Raw genomic sequence first — 19,028 nt, 5'->3', positions numbered from 1 at the left:
TCTGTTGCTTCAGACGCTTGAAAGCAACAAATAGCCAGCACTCAACGGGGAGGGGTCAGGCTGTGCGGAGGTGGCCGTAGCGGTGCATCGTGCGGCTGACCGCCTGCTCGCGGAGCATCGTCAGGAGCTCCCGGCGACCGCTCGCCAGGACCGGGGCGTCCAGCACCGTGGCCGAGCCGAGCCGGCTCGCCGCGGCGTCGCGCAGGCCGGGAGCCTCGCCCACCACGCGGATCCGGCCGGTCACCTTGCCGTCGGCGACGGCCTCTGCGAACGCCTCGTCCGTCATCTCCCGCTGCCCGACGACGGTGGCCGGCACATCCGCACGAGCGGCCGCGGCCAGCACGCGCTGCACCTCGACGTCCGGCGCGTCCGCACCGACCCGCACCGTGATGCCCGGGACGGGCCGGTACCGGAACACGTTCGTCTCGACGCCGAGCGCCGACGGGTCGTGCTCCGGCGCGAACTCGGTGAGCCAGGCACGGTCGTCGTCGGCCCGCGCCCAGGCGAGCCAGCCGGCCGGGTCAGCGGTGCGTGCCGGCACGTCGGGCGCGTCCTCCCACCGGCCGAGCTGCGCGATGTAGTTGGGCCCACCCGCCTTGGCGCCCGGGCCGACGGACGAGGCCTTCCAGCCGCCGAACGACTGGCGCTGCACGATCGCGCCGGTGATGTGCCGGTTCACGTACGCGTTGCCGACCTCGACCCGGTCGAGCCAGCGGGCCACCTCGACGTCGTCCAGGGAGTGGATGCCGCCCGTGAGGCCGAACGACACGGCGTTCTGCAGCGCGAGCGCCTCGTCCAGGTCGCGGGCGGTCATGATGCCCAGCACCGGGCCGAAGCATTCGGTGAGGTGGAAGAACGAGCCCGGGCGGACGCCATCGCGCACCCCGGGGGTCCAGAGCCGGCCGCGGCCCAGGCCTGCGTCCCGCGCGACCGAGTCCAGCCGGCGCGGCCGTACGAGCCAGCTCTCGCCGGGCTCCAGCGTGGTCAGGGCGCGCAGCAGCTTGCCCTGCGCCGGCTCGGTGAGCGGTCCCATCACGGTCGCCAGATCCGTGGCCGGCCCGACGGCGAGCGACGCGACGGCGTCGGTCAGCTGCCGGCGGAACCGCTCGCCCGTCGCGGTGCGGGGGTCGCCCACGGAGCCGACGAGGATCACGAGCGAGGCTGCCGAGCACTTCTGTCCCGCGTGGCCGAAGGCGGAGCGCACGACGTCCGCGACGGCCAGGTCGAGATCCGCCGACGGGGTGACGATCAGCGCGTTCTTGCCCGACGTCTCGGCGAGCACCGGCAGCTCCGGCCGCCAGGAGGCGAACATCTCGGCGGTCTCGATGGCGCCCGTGAGGATCACGCGGGACACGCCGTCGTGCGTCACGAGCCGGCGGCCGAGGTCGCCGTCGGGCACCCGGACGAACTGCGCGACGTCGCGGGCGAGCGCCGAGTCGAGCCCGATCTCCTGGCAGACCTCGTCGAGTGCGGCGTGCACGGCCTCGACGGCGATCTCCAGGCAGCGCGGCGTGGGCGGCGCGGGCTTCGCGATCACCGCGGAGCCGGCGGCGAGGCCCGCGAGGACGCCGCCGATCGGAATCGCCACGGGGAAGTTCCACGGCGGCGTCACCAGGGTGACGCCGTCGGGCATGAAGCGCGCACCGGGCCAGGCCTCGGACGTCGGGTCGAGCGCCTCGGCCGCGCGGGCGTAGTAGGCGGCGAAGTCGACGGCCTCGCTGACCTCGGGATCCGCCTCCGCGACCGTCTTTCCGGCCTCGTGCACCATCGCGGCGACGAGGTCGGTACGCGCGGCCTCGAGGTGCTTGGCCGCGGCCCGGAGCACGCGACCCCGGTCCGGCGCGGAGACCTTGGACCACGCCGCGCCGGCCCGCCGGGCGAGCGCCACGACGTCGTCGACCTGGGCGGGCGTCGCCAGCGGCTCCGCGAGCGCCGGGACGTATCCGGAGCACGCACCGGTCACCTCCTGCGCCCACGCACGGTGCGCGTCGACCGAGGGGTCCGTGTCGGCGGCGTTGCGGAACGGTCCCGTGACCGGCTCCGGTGCGGGACGCGGACGGCGGCGCGGGGTGACGTCGTCGGGCGAGTAGTGCACACCGAGGGTGACCGACGCGCGGAACGCGGCCTCCTGCCGGTCCATGGCGGGCTCGGTGCCGGTCGGGACCGGGGCGAACGCCGCGTGCAGGAAGTTCTGCTCCGTCGCGTTCTCCTCCAGGCGGCGCACCAGGTAGGAGATCGCGACGTCGAAGTCCTCGTCGCGGACCACGGGGGTGTACAGCACCACCCGGCCGTCGTCCTTGGCCACCTCGTCCCGGACGGCCGCGGCCTCGGTGGGCGCCATGCCCTGCAGCATCTCGACGTCGAGCGCCTCGGAGACGCCGCGCGCGCGGCCGAGCAGGATCGCGAGCGCGACGTGGAACAGGTTGTGCGACGCCGCGCCGATGCGGACCGCTCGCGCCCGCTCGGGTCGCAGCGCGTGGTCGAGCATGCGCACGTAGTTGGCGTCGACGTCGGCCTTGGTCGGGTACGGCGCCTGGGCCCAGTCGTGCAGGGTGGCCTCGACGTGCTCCATCGCGAGGTTCGCGCCCTTCACGACGCGTACCTTGATGCGTGCGCCGCCGTCGGCGACGCGCCGGGTCGCGAACTCGGTGAGACCGTCCAGGGCGCCCAGGCCGTCCGGCAGGTAGGCCTGGAGCACGATGCCGGCCTCCAGGTCGCGGAACTCGTCGCGGCCCAGGATCTCGGTGAACACCGCCGTCGTCAGGGCGAGGTCGCGGTACTCCTCCATGTCGAGGTTGAGGAAGACGCCGTGGTCGCGAGCGGCGCGGTACAGCGGCAGGAGCTGCTCGACGACGCGGTCGCGGGAGCCCTCGAGGTCCCACGTGACCAGCTGTGCGGCGACGCTGGAGACCTTGACCGACACGTAGTCGACGTCGGGCCGCTCCACCAGCGCGATGGTGCGTGCCAGGCGGGCCGCCGCCTCCTCCTCGCCGAGGACCGCCTCGCCGAGGAGGTTCACGTTGAGGCTGTAGCCCTCGGCCCGGGTGCGGGCGAGGTGCGCCGTGAGCCCGGCGCCGGCGTCGGCCACGAGGTGACCCACGAGCTGGCGCAGGCGCACCCGGGCCGCGGGGACGACGATGCCGGGGAAAACCGGGGCGGCCAGGGCGCCGGCCCGGAAGAGTGCGCGGTCGGCCGGGCTGAGGAACGTGGCGCTGCCGGCCTGCTTGCCGAGCCGGGCCAGCGCCTTCGCGGCGACGTGGGTGTCCTGGGGGCGGGCGACGTCGTCGACGAACCCGACGGCGAGCTCCAGGCCGGCCGGGTCGGACACGAGCGCGCCAAGGGCGGCGGACGCACGGGCGACGGCCTTGTCGGTCCGGGTCCTGCCCCCGGCCCGCGTCGGGTCGGTGGTGGTGCCGCCGGCGGCTGCGCCGGTGGCGGTGCCGATCCACGTCCTGGCGAGGGCTACGGCGTCCTCGATCAGCGTGTCGGCGGCGGGCTTCGCGGGCGGCTCGGTCGGAGCCGGCGGCGTGGCGCTGTCCCGTGCGCCTGCGCCCCCGGTCGGGACTGCGGCGGAAGCGGCGCTCTCGCGCCGAGCAGAGGTCTTCATCTTCCCAGGGTGCACCCGAAGGCGGTCGGATGTATTGGCGGGATCACTCGCTTTCCACACCAGTTTTCGCCAAGAGGTAGCCGCACCGCCTCTGGCCGCCGCGTAGCATCGGATCGCGATGAGCAACCCGTCGAACGGCGCCGCTCGGCCTGAGACGCAGGCCCTGCTGGCCGCACTGAACCCCGCCATGGTCTCCCTCATGGACGAGCTGTCCGGCGTCATGTTCTGCGCCAAGGACGCCGACGGGCGGTACGTGCTGGTCAACCAGGTCTTCGTGGGTCGCACGCGGGAGCGGTCGCGGCGTGACGTGATCGGCAAGCGTGCCGCCGACCTGTTCGTCCCCGAGCTCGCCGAGCGCTACGAGAGCCAGGACATCCGGGTCCGCACCACCGATGAGCCGTTGCGGGGCGAGCTCGAGCTGATCCGGCACGTCGGCGGGGCGCCCGGCTGGTTCCTCACCTCCAAGCTGCCGCTGCACGACGAGTCGGGCGCCTACGTGGGGCTGGTGTCCGTGTCCCAGGACCTGCGTTCCGGTGACGCCGACGACGCGACGATCCAGGCCATGGCCCGGCTGCGAGGCGACATCGAGGACCTGCTGGAACGTGGCGAGATGCCGTCCGTCGCCGATCTCGCCGTCCTTGCCGACTGCTCCTCGGCGTCCCTCGACCGCCGGGTGCGCCGGGTCTTCGGGCTCTCACCACGCCAGCTCGTGCTGCGGCTGCGGGTCGACCGGGCCGCGCACCTGCTGACCTCCAGCACGGTCCCGCTGGCGGACGTCGCCGCGGCCGCGGGCTTCTACGACCAGCCGTCCTTCTCCCGGACCTTCGCCCGGCTGACCGGCGAGACACCCTCGTCGTTCCGCAGCCGGTCGCGGCGCGGCTGAGCCGGAGGTGCAGCGCAGGGTGGGGGCCGAGGAACGAGGCACGCGCCCGGAGCGGAACCGCAGGCTCAGCCGCTGGAGGGCTGAGCCTGAGCCGGAGGACGGAGCCTGAGCCGAATCGTTCCTTGCGCGATCCGCACAACGAACGCGTTGGATCACAGGTGGCCGAGGACCACGACGGCACCTGCCCAGGCCGCATAGCCTCGACGTCATGACGACCGTCGCGTTCCCCCTGGTCCCGAGTTCCAACCCGCGCCGTGTGCTGGCCGACCTGCTGCCGGGCACTCTCGCACGCGACATCGCGCTCATCGTGGGCGTCGCCGCGCTCACCGCCCTGGCGGCGCAGCTCCGCGTCCCGATCCCAGGCCTGCCCGTCCCGGTCACGGGCCAGACCTTCGCCGTGCTCCTCGGCGCCGCGGCGGTCGGCCCGGTACGCGGCGCGTTCGCACAGGTGCTGTACCTGGCGCTCGGCGTGGTGGGGCTGCCCGTCTTCACGGGCGGCGCCTCGGGCGTCGAGGTGATCTTCGGCGCCTCCGGCGGCTACATCGTCGGCTTCGTCGTGGCGAGCCTCGTGGTCGGTGCGCTGGCGAAGCGCGGACTCGACCGTGGCGTGCTCGGCACCGTCCTCGCGTTCGCCGCCGGCACCGCGACCATCTACGCGATCGGCGTGCCGTGGCTCGCCGTCACGACGGGCATGGCGCCGGGCGCCGCCCTCGCCGCCGGCGCCGGCGTCTTCCTCGTGGGCGACGCGATCAAGGCCGCGCTGGCCGGCGTCCTGCTGCCGGGCGCCTGGAAGCTTGCGGAGCGCTGATTTTCCCCGTGACACGGCGCCCACAGGAAAATCACCGGACAGTCCCTTCGCCGTCGCGCACCATGGCCAGTCGAAGCGATACGGTTGGGGCGAGGCGCAAACCCCGCGCCGCGACACCCGCGTCCCGCCTTGCGGCGGTCGGCGCCGTTCTCCCCGGAGGACCCACGTGACGACGACAACGACGTCCACACCCGCACCACCACCCAGCTTCGCACCGGCTGGATCTCCCTCGGAGGGTTCCGCCCTCGCGACCGCGCATGCGCAGCTCGCCACCGCGGCGGAGATCCTCGGCTACGACGAGGGCCTGCATCGCATGCTCGCGACCCCGCGCCGTGAGATCCACGTCGCGGTGCCGCTCCGCCGCGACACGGGCGAGACGGTGCTGTTCCACGGCTTCCGTGTGCAGCACAACGTCAGCCTCGGCCCGGGCAAGGGCGGCCTGCGCTACCACCCCTCGGTCGACGTCGACGAGGTACGGGCGCTGGCCATGTGGATGACCTGGAAGTGTGCGGTGGTCAACCTGCCGTACGGCGGCGCCAAGGGCGGCGTCGCGATCGACCCCCGCGGCTACTCGCAGAGCGAGCTGGAGCGCGTGACCCGGCGGTACACGTCGGAGATCATGCCGATGATCGGCCCGGACACCGACATCATGGCGCCGGACATGGGCACCGACGCCCAGACCATGGCCTGGGTCATGGACACCTACTCGGTCAACCGCGGGTACACCATCCCCGCGGTCGTGACCGGCAAGCCCCTCGCGGTGGGCGGCTCGCTGGGCCGCGGAACCGCGACGTCGGCGGGCATCGTGCACGTCACGTCGGCCGCGCTCGCCGAGGCCGGCATGAGCCTGAGCGACGTGTCCGTCGCCATCCAGGGCTTCGGCAAGGTGGGTTCGCACGCGGCGGCGATCTTCGCGGCGCGCGGCGCACGCGTCGTCGCCGTGAGCGACCAGTACGGCGGCATCCGTGCCGACACCGGCCTCGACGTGCCCCGGCTCATGGAGCACGTGCAGCGCACCGGCTCGGTGGTGGACTTCCCCGATGCCGACCGGGTCTCCAACACGGACCTGCTCGCGCTCGACGTCGACGTGCTGGTCCCTGCCGCGATCGAGGGTGTGCTCGACGAGACCACCGCGGGGAGCGTCAAGGCTCGCTGGGTGGTCGAGGGCGCCAACGGCCCCACGACCGCGGCGGGCGATGCCCTGCTCGCGAAGAACGACGTGACAGTGGTCCCGGACGTCCTGGCGAACGCCGGTGGTGTGGTCGTCTCGTACTTCGAGTGGGTCCAGGCGAACCAGACGTACTGGTGGACCGAGTCCGAGATCGCGGACAAGCTGGAGCACCGCATGGTGACCGCGTACGCGGAGGTCTCGGCGCTTGCCCAGCGCGAGGGCCTGTCCCTGCGGGACGCCGCCCTGGTCATCGGAGTCAAGCGGGTCGCCGAGGCACACCAGATCCGGGGCCTGTACCCCTAGCGCTCCTCGCTCTCCAGCACCACTTCACCGCGGGAGAGCGGTCAACTGGTGACGTGTCGCCTCCTGACAAGAAGGTGCCCGGCCGGCGAACCGGCCGGGCATTTTCTTGCCCGAAGGTTGGTAAGCGGTGCATACTTATCGCCACATCCCGCCAGGGGGGCGGGCTGACGTCGGCACGGGGGACGCATGGCAGTGCTACAGCAGTACCGGCTCGACCGCGTCCGGAGCCTCGAAGAGGCCTGCGACGTGGTTCAGAGTCTGCGCCAGCGCCCGCTCACCGTGGTGGATGACAACCTGGGCGCTGGCTTGTCCGGGATGTGGCTCGGCTATCCCAACCACGATCGCATCATCGTGAACACCGTCCACGCGATCACCGAGCTCCACCGCGCACACATCGTGGCTCACGAGCTCATACATATCGTGGAAGCCCTCGACAATCCCGAGCACGAGCGCGACGAGGGGCGCCGCGACGGTTACGACGACCCGACCGAGCAACGTGTGGAAGCGGCAGCGAGTCGACTGATGATCTCGCTGGCAGCAGTGGGCGGGACGAGTGATCGCCTCACGGCACTCGAGCTGTACAGATGAACAGCGGGATTCTCGCGTGGATCGCGGTCGCTGCCTTTCTGGGAGCGACGACCTGGACCGCAGCGCGCGCCCGTACACGGACCGACGCCTTTCTACCTCTCGGGCTGGGCTGCGTCGGTATCGCCTCGGCGCTGCGCACACACGCCGTCGTCGATCATGTTCGCCAGGTCACGGAGAGTCCCGTCGACGAGGTCGCCAAGCACATCGCACTGGTCGTGGGCTGTGTACTGATCTCCGGCTGGGTGATGCAGACGCTGACAGCGAGGACTCCGCGGACGCCCCTCGTCATCGGAGCATGTCTCGGGACAGCAGCAGTGATGATCGCGGCGTTCGCGGCGAGCGGCCCGTGGGTCGCCGCAGACCTGGACTCCCAGACACAGGGCAAACCCCTCATGGCCGTCTACTGGGTCGTGTTTTACGGAGCATTCATCGGCGCCACGGCCTGGTTCGCCTATTCCGCCCTCCGATCACGCTCGCGACGGACCTGGCAGCTGCGGTGGGGTACCGATCTCGCGGCGGTCGGCGCAGGGCTGGCCACGATCTGGGCGGCTGTCAGCCTGCTGGCGCTCCTGCAGCAGATGCGAGACCCTGACGGGTCGCACCTGGTGCTCGGCATCCAGACGCGTTACCTGATCGTCGGCTCGAGCGTGTTCACAACGGTCGGCCTTGTCGGACAGCTGACCTCGGCAGCGGTCCGCGCCCGACAGCAGCGCTCAGACCTTGCCTACCTGCACCGGTATGTCACGACGGCCGTCTCGGCGACGGTTCCCCCGCCGACTCACGACAAGGCCGTGGACAGCTACCACCGCACCATCCAGATTCTGGACGGAATCGGAACACTTGCGCACTACTCCACGGCAGCCGATCGCGAAGCGCTGGCGAAGCGCATGCCGATATCGCCGCCGGAGGTCCTCGTTGCACAGCAGCTCAGGATGTCGGTGGCGCGGCTCACCGATGGCGAGCCACCGAGCACCAGCCCCGCCGACTGGACCGAACAACTGAAGGACGAGTCATCCCTACCTCGCCTGGGCCGCGCCCTGGAAACGGACGCCAACCATCACGAGGGCAGGGCACCCGACCCCTCCATGACCCGATGAACGAGACGCGTTCAGAACCACGCTGGGCCCGGATCGCGACCGAGGTGCTCGCGCCCGGCTACACGGTCGCCGCCAGCGTCCTGACCATCGGCCTGTTGTCAGCCACCCCGGCACAGGCATGGTGGCAAGTTCCCCTGCTCGTCCTTCTCGCGGCGGGAGCCCCATATCTCTTCATCCACGGCTTGGCGCGCCAGGGCATCTGGGAGTCTCGGCATGTACGCCCACGGCTGCAGCGTCTTGTCGCGCTCATGGGGCTCATCGTCATCGAGTGCATGGCGATAACCGTGATGCTCCTCGTCGGTGCACCACCGTTGATGCTCCAGCTCTTGGCTGCCTGCCTCGCCGGAGTCGTGGCCCTGACTCTGGTCACGCCGCTCGTGCGAGCAAGCATCCATGTCGGAGTCCTGTCCGTCACGGCAGGGATCGCCGCCAACTTCTACTGGCCGGCCGCGGCGGCGCTCCTGGCGCTCGGCCTCTTGGTGGGCGCCGCTCGCATCGGCGTCAAGGACCACACACCGCTCGAAGTCGCCACCGGCCTCATCGTAGGGTTCTGCGGCGGGCTGGCCGCGACGATGCTACTCGTCCCGTAGCGGACCGCCGGCCTCATCGGTAGAGACCGGAGGCAGGCTCTCAGACTCCCGGAATCTGTCCAGCAAGCGCGCAATGGCGTCGATGTTCTCTTGCGACAATCCAGCCGCCCTGGTGGCGATGGCCTGGACGCCATGCTGGTCCAGCAGATCATTGAGCACGTGTGATCTGTCGACGCTCAGGAACGTCGACGAGTCGACGTCGAAGTAGGCGCTCAGCCCTTCGATGATCTTCAGCGAAGGAGAGGCTGCCCGCCCGGACCGCAGCTGGCTCAGATACGCATCCTTGATCGCGTAACCGTGATCGTTCATCCACAGGACAACCTCGCGGTTGGTGATGTGCCTGCCTCGACGCTCCGCGGCAGCGAACAGCTCGTTGAGGCGTGCTCGGAATGCCTCGCCGAGCCGTTGACCAGGTACCGCCCCGTCGCGGACACGGTCCGAACCGTCACCAACCTCTTCGTGGATCTCCATCTACATTCCTGTCAATCCTAGATCCCGGCCGCGGCAATATCGCCTGGGCTCTACGCGCACGCTACCCCCACCCCGAGCCGGATGGACGCGGCGGTGAGACGCATCTTCCGTCAGCCCACAGGGGCATCCGCCGTAGCCCTGCGACGGCGGGACGCCAGGGCCGCTCCACCTATCGACGCGACAACCGCAGAGACGGTGACCGGCAACCATTCCATGAGTGCGTACATCGAAGCCCAGTACGCACAACCGATGACAAGACCGGCCAGCGGACCGGATGCCCCGACGGCCCCGGCAGAAACTGGTGACAGGCCGGCACGAAGGCACAGCCGCGCGCCGGCGAAGGCGATGCCACCAAAGCTCAGGACGGCGAACAAGATCATCAGCGGGAAGATTGCCCACTCGACCTCGAGCCCTCCGCCGATCATCAACCCGGCCAGCCAGATCGCGGGCACGATCACGAGGAACGCAGCGGCACTCGCCACCAGCACGAACACGGCCATCGACCATTGCTTCATATCGTTCCAATCGTCGCCATCTGCATATTTCCGCTATGGAACCGCATGGTCCGCCCCTGTCCCTGGTGAGCAGGAGCGGACCACACGGATCATTGCAAGCCTGGCTAGGCTTGCGCCGTCTCCGGTTCGGCATCTATCACATGTCGAACCGGGGACACTCCTCGATCATCTTTCTCAGGTCAGCGTCTTGTAGGTCGACGTCTTACCATGATTCTTGATGTTGTTCGGGAACACGCCCTTGCCACCGTTGCTGTCCAGGTTGAGACGGGAAGCGCTCTGCCGATAGGCACGCCACACCAGCTCCGAACAGTTCAGCTTCGACGACCCGTTGGTCTTGTTCACTGCGAACGAGGTGTCGTACGGCTTCCCGACGTACGAGTTCTTTGCTCGGTTGACGGCGGACACGCGGTTACCCGCCGACGTCTTGACGTGCTGAACCTGGGCGCCCTTGCAGGCCGAGCGGTCGCTGATGTGGATCTGTCGGCTCTTCTTGTTGACACCAGGCGCTTCGATGATGCTGGTACCCGACCAGTACAGGGCGGAGTGGCCGAAGACCGGTAGCGACGGGATCCAGATGTGGTCGCCCCGCTGCGACGCCGAAGGCATCTTCCGCGACGTGCAGGCTCCCGGCCCCATCGTGGTCACGCCGGTTGCCTCCGAGACCTCCGCCTGCGCATCGGCAAGCTCGCGTTCCACCTCGGCGAGCGCAACGCTCGTGAAGTCGTCAAAGGGGATACCCGCAGCTTCGGCCATCTCCTTCATCTCGGCCTCGAGTGCCTGCACGTCCTCGACCTGCTGGATCTCAGCCAGCCTCTTGATATCGGAGGACTCGGCGGCGGACGCCATGCCTGCGCCCGTGAACAGGAGCGCCAGAGCGGCTCCCATTGCCGCCCCGACCCGGATTGTTCGGTGGATCACAACATCACCTCATTCATTTGTCATCGGCACGGGACCCATTCCCGCACCGTCGCCGAAGCCATCGTGGCCTCGGAGTTCTCGGAGGTCAGTCCGTGTTCGCAAGCACCTGCGGGCTCACCGCGATCGCCTGGACACTCATGTCGTCGGAGTCGTAGGAACCGAGCCCTGGGACTGACACGACCCTCGCAGACGAGCCCGTCGCCAGGTCGTACCGAGTCAGGGTGGCAGAGTCGCTGCCGTCCGGATTCGCGAGCACGAAGACGCTGTCGTGGGTGAACTGCGCCTCGACCACGCCCTCGCCCACGTCGAACAGTTCCGTGGTGGAGCCGTCGGTGACGTCCGTCGCGCGGACCGTGCCGTCCGGGCCGAGCCACCTCAGCTCCCCGCCGACGAGCGATTCGGCACCGTAGCGGGCGTACACCAGATCGTCCTCGCCAAGCGGGAGCCCCGTGCCATCTCCTGTCACCAGGTCGCGCTCCTCCCGCGTACCTGTGGTGGCATCCCACGAGACGACGACCGGGCGCAGCACGTCATCCGAGCCGTCGGGGTTTCCGCTCTGCGCGAGGAAGTGCACCACCTCGTCGTGGCACGGCGCGTCGCGCGCGGCGTCTTCCATCAGATAGGGAGCCTCGGTGACAGCCAAAGGTTCCTGCTGCCCAGGCCAGATCGAATAGAGCACCCTCGGTGCGATTCCTACCGAGTCTTCCGGGTATGCACCGAGGAACTTACCCGAGGACGGCGCGACAGCGACAAGCCTGTCGTCGCAGCGCGAGACCAGCCAGAACGCTCCCGACAGATCCGTTCCTCGAGATTCTCGCGCATTGTGCTCGATCGCGAGCATCCGGTAGTCCGACTCCGACGTCCAGCCGTCGTTGTAGACACTGACAACGGACCCTTCCATGTCGTGCGCGGAAATCTGAAAGTCCGGCTTGGGGCTGTCCGTAACCTCCAAGCCCTGGGAATCAAGCCGAAAGTCCTGCACCGAGTCCGAGAAGTACAGGCCATCGGCGTTCCACACCAGTCGACCGGCGTCCATCACCGCCGTCTCGACCGTTTGCACCGCACCTTCGCGGTCCACGAGAACGACATAGCCACTTCCGCTCTCGGCGTCGTCGCTATTGCTCTGCGGACTCGCATAGACCGCGAGGGCCGTGTCGCCGAGCTTCAGCTCGTCGCGATCCACGAGGTTGCTCGTCAGTACGTCACCGCCGCCCGAGCAGGCGACGAGTAGCCCGACCACGAGTGCGCTTCCACCGAGTCCCGCCCCACCTCGACGCACCGTGCACCGCCCAGCACTCACCGTCGACAGCCGGCGAGGCCGACGCAATCCTGACTTCATGCCGCTCCTCATAGCGAACCGCCTTCCCGCACTTCGGCTGGTCCGCACAGTAGCAAGAGTGTGTTGTCAGCACAATCCTCCTTCATGTTTTTACTGACACCACATCGTCGGGTACCACGGGCCCAAGGCACGCGATAGCCAGCAGCGCACTACGCTCGCGCCATGGACGAACTCGTGGCGCGGCTTCGATCCGCCGGCTGTGTCTTCGCCGAGGACGAGGCGCGGGTTCTGACCGAGGCGGCCGACGGCGACACCGTGCGCCTCGAACAGCTCGTCTCCGCACGGGTCGGCGGGCTCCCGCTGGAGCACCTCGTGGGCTGGGCCGAGCTGGACGGCCGGCGCTGGCTCGTCGCGCCAGCGGTGTTCGTACCGCGCCGACGGTCCGAGCTGCTGGTTCGGGAGGCAGCGCAGCGTGCGGCGGCCGGCACTGCCGAAGCGACGGGCGCGATCGCCGAAGCGACCACCGCCGGCCCCCTCCTCCTGGTCGACCTGTGCTGCGGTAGCGGCGCGCTCGGGGGCGCGGTAGCGGCCCGCCTGCGCAGAGCGGGGCACGACGTCGAGATCTACGCCGCCGACGTCGACCCGGTAGCCGTGACCTGCGCACACGACAACCTCAAAGCACTGTCCGACGACGACGACGCCCTGCCCGGCGCCGGTCGGCTCAACGCGCACACCTTCACGGGTGACCTCGCCGACCCGCTCCCTGCCGAGGTGTGGGGCCGCGTCGACGTCCTCGTCGCGAACGCGCCGTACGTCCCGACCGAGGCGATCAGCATGATGCCGCCGGAGGCTCGGGAGCACGAGCCGCACGTCGCGCTGGACGGCGGCGACGACGGGTTGACGATCCTGCGCCGCGTCATCGACCTGGCCCCGAGGCTCCTACGCCCCGGCGGGCACCTGCTGATCGAGGCGGGCGACGGTCAGGTGCGCGCCGCCGTCGAGCACCTGGCGGCCGCGGGGCTGATCACGACGGTCCTGACCGACGACGAGCTCGGCGCGACGGCACTGGCCGCGACCCTTCCGCGTGCCGACGTCGCGGTGGTCGAGCCTGTCGCGAGCCCGTGAGGGGGTCTCGACAGGTTCGACCAGCGTCGGGTTCGACCAGCATCGGGCTCGACCAGCGACAGGCTCAGCTCAGCGGCTGGCGCGACGCCCAGTCCGCGAGCGTCGTGCGCGGGCCCGTGAAGAACGGGATCTCCTCGCGCACGTGCCGGCGCGCCTCGGTGGCCCGCAGGTCGCGCATCAGGTCGACGATGCGGTGCAGCTCGTCGGCCTCGAAGCCGAGGACCCACTCGTAGTCGCCGAGCGCGAACGCCGAGACGGTGTTGGCCCGGACGTCCTTGTAGCCGGCCGCCGCCATGCCGTGGTCGCGCAGCATGGTCCGGCGCTCGTCGTCGGGCAGGAGGTACCAGTCGTAGGAGCGCACGAACGGGTACACGCACAGGTAGTCACGCGGCTTCTCGCCCGCGAGGAACGCGGGGATGTGCCCGCGGTTGAACTCCGCAGGACGGTGCACGGCAGCGACCGACCACACGGGCTCGAGCGAGCGGCCCAGCTCCGACGCGCGCAGCCGCTGGTAAGCACCCTGCACGGCCTCGATCGACGGTCCGTGGGTCCAGAGCATGAGGTCGGCGTCCGAACGCAGTCCACCGACGTCGTACCAGCCACGGACCACCAGGTCACCGGAGGTGGCGGCCGGGTCGGACCCACCGCCGACGGCGGCCTCCGCCGCGGCCACGACGGCCTTGCGCTCGGCCTCGTCCGCCGGCAGCGTCTCGGTCACGGAGAAGACCGAGAACATCGTGTACCGGATCGTGTCGTTGATCCCGGCCGTGTCGACCGTCGCGCTCGTGTCCCCGTGCACGTGACCAGGGGTGGCTTCGGTGCCGGCTGCTTCGTTGCTCATCGGTGCATGTCCTCGCTGCAGAGTGCTGGGATTCCGCTGGGCTCCTCGTGCCGCCGCAGGCAGCACAGGGGAGGCGTGACGGACGGGAAGGCGGGCAGAGCACCCACCGTAGCCTCGTCCACCTGCTCGCCGCGGGCGAGGCCCGCTCGCTCGACGACCAGGTCGACCAGGCCCTTGACGAATGGTGCGCGCGTACCGACAGTGCCCGCCCGCACCGCGGTGACGCCGAGCTCCGCCGCCGTGGCGAGGGCTTCGGTGTCGAGGTCGTAGGCGACCTCCATGTGGTCGCTCACGAATCCGATCGGCGAGAGCACTGCGTCCCGCAGGCCCCCCTCGGCGAGCTCGGTGAGCAGGTCGTTCACGTCGGGCTCGAGCCACGGCTGGCTCGGCGGACCGGACCGCGAGCAGTACGCGAGCTCCCACTCGACGGTGTGCCCGAACTGATCGCCGACGGCTGCGGCGATCAGCGCCGCGACGTCCTGGTGCTGCTCGGAGTAGGTGGCATGCCCGACGCCGGACGCCGCCTCCATGGTGTCCGGGATCGAGTGCGTCACGAACACCAGCTTCGCGTCGGCTGCCGAGCCACCCTTCGCCGCGAGCTTCGCGTAGGCCTCGACGACGGCGTCGACGTTGGCCCGCACGAAGCCGGGGTGGTTGAAGTAGGCGCGGATCTTGTCGAACTGCACGCCGGTGGACCCGTCGGGGCCGAGCTGTCCGCGCTCGTCCAGCGTCACAGCGAGGTCCTCGCGATACTGGCGACAGCCGGAGTAGGACGCGTAGGCGCTGGTCACGAGCGCGACGGCGCGCTTGGCACCCAGCTTCTCCAGCTCGTCGACGGCGTCGCTCGTGTACGGCGCCCAGTTGCGGTTGCCCCACACGACGGGCAGGTCGATGCCGCGGGCGGCGAGCTCTGCCTCGAGCGCCGCCTTGAGCGCGAGGTTCTGCTCGTTGATCGGGCTCTTGCCGCCGAACCCGTAGTAGTGCTCACCCACCTCTTCGAGCCGCTCGTCCGGGATGCCCTTGCCCGCGGTGACGTTGCGCAGGAACGGCACCACGTCCTCCGGCCTGTTCGGACCACCGAAGGAGTAGAGCAGCAGGGCGTCGTACGGCGCGGCGTCCTGCGCCGCAGGCTGGGGGGAGTTCGCGGGCATGCGTCCATCTTTCCACCGTCCGGAGCGCCGATCCGCCCGGAGAGGGACGAACGGGACGTGACATCGATGCGACGACCTGTCAGGAAATCCTGACCCCCTGGACGACGGTGCCGGCCGACCCACCCGCACGGACCACCCCCTCCGCCACCGAGCCCGGCATAACCTCTCACCATGACGTTCTCGATCGTGGCGCACAGCCCTCGTGAGACCGCCTGGGGCGTAGCCGTCGCATCGAGATACCTGGCGGTCGGGGCGATGGTGCCCGCCGCCGGTCCCGACGTCGGCGCGCTCGCGACGCAGGCACACACCAACATGGCCCACCGCGAGCGGGGTCTGGCCCTGCTCGGTGCCGGGGAGACCGCGGAGCGGACTCTCGCCGCTCTCCTGGCCGACGATCCTGGTCGGCGGCGTCGGCAGATAGGCGTGGTCGACCGGGCAGGTGAGTCAGCGGCCTGGACCGGACCGGAGTGCACCGGGCACGCGGGCCACCGCTCCGGCGCCGGGTATGCCCTGCAGGGCAACTTGCTCACCGGCCCCGAGGTGCTCGACGCCATGCAGTCCGCGTGGACAGACTCGGGGGACGTGCCGCTCCGACGCCGGCTGCTGAACGCGCTCGCGGCCGGAGACCAGGCCGGCGGCGACCGCCGCGGACGGCAGAGCGCCGCGCTCCTCGTGGTAGGCGCCGGACGTGCGATCGGTGAGGGCACGCACGTGCAGGTAGACCTCCGCGTCGACGACGCGCACGCACCGGTGACCGAGCTCGCCCGGCTCCTGGACCTCAACGACGACCTGATCGGAACCGCATGATCTCCCGCCCGGACAACAGGTACCACCGCCTGTATCTACGCTGGCAGCAGCTCGACCCGAGACTGCGGTTCACCGTTCAGTCCCTGGCCGCCGCCGGCCTGGTCGTGCTGATCTTCGGCGCGCTGCGGGCCCCGGTCCGGGGCGTGAACGAGACGGCGGCTTCGATCTTGGTGGCAGTGGTCTTCGGAGCGGCGACGGTGCTGCAGACCCGGCAGACCCAGCGCAGGCAGCACAGCGTCGAGCTGATCATGAACTTCCAGACCACCGACGCACTCGTAGCGGCCGACTCCTGGATGGCCGCCCGCATCGCGGCGGGCGATCCGGTAGGGCCCGCCCTGTCGGCCGACGAGCAGCACCACGTCGTCACCATGCTCGACTACTACGAGTTCCTGTCCTCGCTCGCCCTGCGCGGCTATGTGGACGTCCGAATGCTGCTGGGCCTGCGCGGAGGCGCTATGAGCCGCTGCTACGAGTGCTGTCGCGAGTACATCGACCACCGGCGAGCACATGTGGGCGACGAGCTCTACCGGTCCGTCCAGGTCCTGGTAGCGGAGTACGGCGACCAGGCGGAGCGTCGCGCGCGCTGATCCGCCGTCAGACGGGGTCCGGCCTCAGGACACTCCCCCGCGCGCGTGGACGTTGCCCCGGTCCAGCCGTTCTCGGAGGCCAGGGAGCGCATCGACCAGGTCTTCCGGCGCCGGGCTGCGCGTCACCAACGACAGCCGCACCGTGGACCGGACCGGCGCCGGCTCGATCCGGTCACCGGGGGCCGCGTACCAGCGCGCCACCAGGTCGGGCACGACGGCGGCGCAGCGCCGCTCCCGCGCGGTCCGGACCGCCGACTCCGCAGTGGCCGAGTGCCGGGCACGCGCACCGAGATCGGTCAGCCGGCGCAGCAGGACGTCCCTGGACAGGTCGAGCGCGCAGCAGACCACCGTCTGCCCCGCGTACGGCCGGCGTCCCTGCCCCCGCCCGGGGGCGCCGTCGGGCAGGAGCGTGACCAGGTCGTGCTGGCCCACCTCCGTGACCACCAGACCCCGGGCGATCGGGACCTGCTTCGCGATGGTCACGAACGCCGCGTCGAGCGTTCCCCGCTCGACCCATTCCAGCAGCCGCGGGCCGTGCTCCACCTCGGGCTGGACGACGACGTCGTCGAGCAGCACGTCGAGCACGGCGAACAGGGTGCCCGCGAGGCTCGGGATGGTGCCCACCGACACGGTGCGCGACTGAGCCGCCACGAGCGTGCGCTCCACCATCGCGCCCAGGTGGTCGAGCACGTGCGTGGCCTGGTCGCAGAACGCGAGCCCGGCGGTCGTGGGCCGCGCACCGGTGGTGTCCCGGTCGAACAGGAGGGTGCCAACGCGCCGCTCCAGCGCGGCCAGCCGCTGGCTCGCCGACGGCTGGCTCACCAGCAGCTCGCGCGCGGCGGCGCCTAGCGAACCGTGCCGCGCGACCGCGTCGACCAGCCGGAGGTCCTCGACCGTGGGGTATGAGGTCATAGCACCAGCCTATGTCCGCTCATGCTCGACAGCCTTCTACCGGCCGCGCCGGGACCGCCGCAGGATGGCGTTGTGCGGCACCCACACCTCGTCACGCTGACCGCGACGACCTTCGTCACCTGGACCGGCCAGCGCATCACCGCGGTCGCGCTCCCGCTCGTGGCGCTCGACCAGACCGGCGACGCCTGGACCACCGGCCTCGTCGGCGGCTTCGCCGGCCTGCCCCTGCTCACCTCCGCGTGGTGGGGACGTCGCCTGCGGTCCCGCCTGACGTCGGGCCGTGCGCTGGCCGGGCTGCTCGCCGTGCAGGTGATCGGGCTGATGCTGGTTCCGGTGGCGGTGGCGACCGTCGGCGTCGGCGCTGCGGTCCTCTGCGCGGCGGGACTGGTCACGGGCGCGACGTCGGCCATGCTCGCACCGGCGCAGCGTGCCCTGACCGCCGACCTGGCCGAGCTTCCGGGGAACGGGCCCGACGTCGGCGCGCGAGCCCTCGCCTGGCAGGACCTCGCGCACCGGTCGTCCATGATCTTCGCGCCGCCGCTCGGGGCGTGGCTGCTGGTCGTGTGGGGCGCCGAGCCGTTGCTCTGGTGCGAGGCGGCGGCGGTAGCTTTGAGCGCCGTGGCGATGCTGACGGTGCCGGCCCGACCCCCGTTGGTCGTGGTCGACCAACGAGATGACGAGGTCGACCAACGGGGTACAGGCGACGCCGCACCTTCCATGCGGGCCGTGCTGCGCGCCCATCCGGAGCTGGCCGTCGGCGTCGGGCTCGCGGGGATCGGTGGCATCACGTGGTTCGCGTTCACACTGGGGCTCACGCTGCTCGGTGCGGAGCTCGACCGGCCGGGCGAGCTGGTCGCGGCCGGCATGGCCGGCTACGGCGCCGCGACCGTCGGCGTGTCGTTCGTCGTGCCGCTCGTGGTGCACAGGGTGCCGCGCATCCCGGCGATCGTGGTCTCGTGGGTGATGCTGGGCGTCGCGTACCTCGCGCTGCCCGCCGCCGCGCCGAACCTGGTCGCCGTCGCGCTGGTCTCCGCCGTGGGCGGACTGACCATGCCGTTCGGCATCGCGGCGCTCAACGCGCTCATCGTGGACCGGACGACGGGCGCGGAGCGCCGGACCGCGTTCACCTCCGAGACCGTGCTGCACAGCGGCGGCGCTTCAGCCGGGCTGCTCATCGGCGGCGCACTGATCGGCGCGTTCGGCGCAGGCCCGGTCCTGGTGGTGACCGGCCTCATGCAGGTGGTCGCGGCCATCGGTGCGGTGCTGTGGCTACGGGCTCGAGGTCGTTACCTTGCACCGAGGTCGGCACAGGCCTGTGCCGACCTCGGGGGCAAGTGTCGACCCCGCCCGGGCCCGCCCCCACAGTGGGGGGCCA

Annotated in this window: 18 protein-coding genes; 10 read left to right on the top strand and 8 right to left on the bottom strand. The window is 70.7% G+C overall.

The annotated features are described in order from the left end of the window. Positions 1–55: 55 nt before the first annotated feature. Positions 56–3,607, bottom strand: a complete 3,552-nt coding sequence (locus AB0F40_RS22185; RefSeq protein WP_357472729.1) for a bifunctional proline dehydrogenase/L-glutamate gamma-semialdehyde dehydrogenase — start codon at positions 3,605–3,607, stop codon at positions 56–58. Between the two features lie 118 nt (positions 3,608–3,725). Here AB0F40_RS22185 and AB0F40_RS22180 point away from each other — a divergent pair, with 118 nt between their 5' ends. The 6 genes from AB0F40_RS22180 (at position 3,726) to AB0F40_RS22155 (ending at position 9,047) form a co-directional block, all read left to right on the top strand. Then, positions 3,726–4,490, top strand: a complete 765-nt coding sequence (locus AB0F40_RS22180; RefSeq protein WP_357472726.1) for an AraC family transcriptional regulator — start codon at positions 3,726–3,728, stop codon at positions 4,488–4,490. Between the two features lie 208 nt (positions 4,491–4,698). Next, positions 4,699–5,298 carry a biotin transporter BioY gene (locus AB0F40_RS22175; RefSeq protein ID WP_357472723.1) on the top strand — a complete coding sequence of 200 codons (600 nt, stop codon included), beginning with the start codon at positions 4,699–4,701 and terminating at the stop codon, positions 5,296–5,298. A gap of 166 nt (positions 5,299–5,464) precedes the next feature. Further along, the gene (locus AB0F40_RS22170; RefSeq protein WP_357472719.1) at positions 5,465–6,772 is read left to right on the top strand and encodes a Glu/Leu/Phe/Val dehydrogenase; all 1,308 of its coding nucleotides are present in this window, start codon (positions 5,465–5,467) and stop codon (positions 6,770–6,772) included. A 186-nt stretch (positions 6,773–6,958) separates the two neighbouring features. Beyond that, the gene (locus AB0F40_RS22165; RefSeq protein WP_357472716.1) at positions 6,959–7,360 is read left to right on the top strand and encodes a hypothetical protein; all 402 of its coding nucleotides are present in this window, start codon (positions 6,959–6,961) and stop codon (positions 7,358–7,360) included. A gap of 317 nt (positions 7,361–7,677) precedes the next feature. Continuing rightward, positions 7,678–8,457, top strand: coding sequence for a hypothetical protein (locus AB0F40_RS22160; RefSeq protein ID WP_357472713.1), 780 nt, complete (start codon positions 7,678–7,680; stop codon positions 8,455–8,457). Further along, a complete protein-coding gene (locus AB0F40_RS22155) occupies positions 8,454–9,047 on the top strand; it encodes a hypothetical protein (protein ID WP_357472710.1) in 594 nt (197 codons plus the stop codon). Before AB0F40_RS22160 ends, AB0F40_RS22155 begins: the two co-directional genes overlap by 4 nt. Here AB0F40_RS22155 and AB0F40_RS22150 read toward each other — a convergent pair. The 4 genes from AB0F40_RS22150 to AB0F40_RS22135 all read right to left on the bottom strand — a co-directional run bounded on the left by AB0F40_RS22150 (position 9,033) and on the right by AB0F40_RS22135 (position 12,134). Next, complete coding sequence (locus AB0F40_RS22150) at positions 9,033–9,518, bottom strand: hypothetical protein (protein ID WP_357472707.1); 486 nt, start codon at positions 9,516–9,518, stop codon at positions 9,033–9,035. The genes AB0F40_RS22155 and AB0F40_RS22150 overlap by 15 nt on opposite strands. Positions 9,519–9,628: 110 nt before the next feature. Continuing rightward, a complete protein-coding gene (locus tag AB0F40_RS22145) occupies positions 9,629–10,018 on the bottom strand; it encodes a hypothetical protein (protein WP_357472704.1) in 390 nt (129 codons plus the stop codon). A 189-nt stretch (positions 10,019–10,207) separates the two neighbouring features. Continuing rightward, a complete protein-coding gene (locus tag AB0F40_RS22140; protein ID WP_357472701.1) occupies positions 10,208–10,951 on the bottom strand; it encodes a YiiX/YebB-like N1pC/P60 family cysteine hydrolase in 744 nt (247 codons plus the stop codon). 85 nt (positions 10,952–11,036) lie between these two features. Continuing rightward, complete coding sequence (locus tag AB0F40_RS22135; RefSeq protein WP_357472698.1) at positions 11,037–12,134, bottom strand: hypothetical protein; 1,098 nt, start codon at positions 12,132–12,134, stop codon at positions 11,037–11,039. A gap of 318 nt (positions 12,135–12,452) precedes the next feature. On the opposite strand from AB0F40_RS22135, the gene AB0F40_RS22130 reads away from it, so the two are divergent. Beyond that, a complete protein-coding gene (locus AB0F40_RS22130; protein WP_357472695.1) occupies positions 12,453–13,355 on the top strand; it encodes a putative protein N(5)-glutamine methyltransferase in 903 nt (300 codons plus the stop codon). 64 nt (positions 13,356–13,419) lie between these two features. Here the strand turns inward: AB0F40_RS22130 and hemQ are convergent, their stop codons facing one another. After that, on the bottom strand, positions 13,420–14,196 hold the full coding sequence (hemQ, locus tag AB0F40_RS22125) for a hydrogen peroxide-dependent heme synthase (protein WP_357472692.1): 777 nt from the start codon (positions 14,194–14,196) through the stop codon (positions 13,420–13,422). Further along, positions 14,193–15,347, bottom strand: a complete 1,155-nt coding sequence (locus tag AB0F40_RS22120; RefSeq protein ID WP_357472688.1) for a ferrochelatase — start codon at positions 15,345–15,347, stop codon at positions 14,193–14,195. The genes hemQ and AB0F40_RS22120 overlap by 4 nt, the downstream gene beginning before the upstream one ends. Positions 15,348–15,518: 171 nt before the next feature. Here AB0F40_RS22120 and AB0F40_RS22115 point away from each other — a divergent pair, with 171 nt between their 5' ends. Together AB0F40_RS22115 and AB0F40_RS22110 are read left to right on the top strand one after the other, a co-directional pair. Next, positions 15,519–16,154: a DUF1028 domain-containing protein gene (locus AB0F40_RS22115; RefSeq protein WP_357472685.1), complete on the top strand. Its 636-nt coding sequence runs from the start codon at positions 15,519–15,521 to the stop codon at positions 16,152–16,154. Beyond that, positions 16,151–16,741: a hypothetical protein gene (locus AB0F40_RS22110; protein ID WP_357472682.1), complete on the top strand. Its 591-nt coding sequence runs from the start codon at positions 16,151–16,153 to the stop codon at positions 16,739–16,741. Before AB0F40_RS22115 ends, AB0F40_RS22110 begins: the two co-directional genes overlap by 4 nt. 24 nt (positions 16,742–16,765) lie before the next feature. Here the strand turns inward: AB0F40_RS22110 and AB0F40_RS22105 are convergent, their stop codons facing one another. Continuing rightward, positions 16,766–17,653 carry a LysR family transcriptional regulator gene (locus tag AB0F40_RS22105; protein WP_357472679.1) on the bottom strand — a complete coding sequence of 296 codons (888 nt, stop codon included), beginning with the start codon at positions 17,651–17,653 and terminating at the stop codon, positions 16,766–16,768. A 72-nt stretch (positions 17,654–17,725) separates the two neighbouring features. Between AB0F40_RS22105 and AB0F40_RS22100 the strand changes: the two genes are divergently transcribed. Beyond that, on the top strand, positions 17,726–19,028 hold a 1,303-nt coding region (locus tag AB0F40_RS22100; protein ID WP_357472676.1), incomplete at its 3' end, for an MFS transporter.

The sequence above is a fragment of the Promicromonospora sp. NPDC023987 genome, from assembly GCF_040639055.1.
Taxonomy (GTDB): Bacteria; Actinomycetota; Actinomycetes; order Actinomycetales; family Cellulomonadaceae; genus Promicromonospora.
Note: the sequence above shows the minus strand (reverse complement) of the source record. Positions and strands in the feature narration are given on the sequence as shown.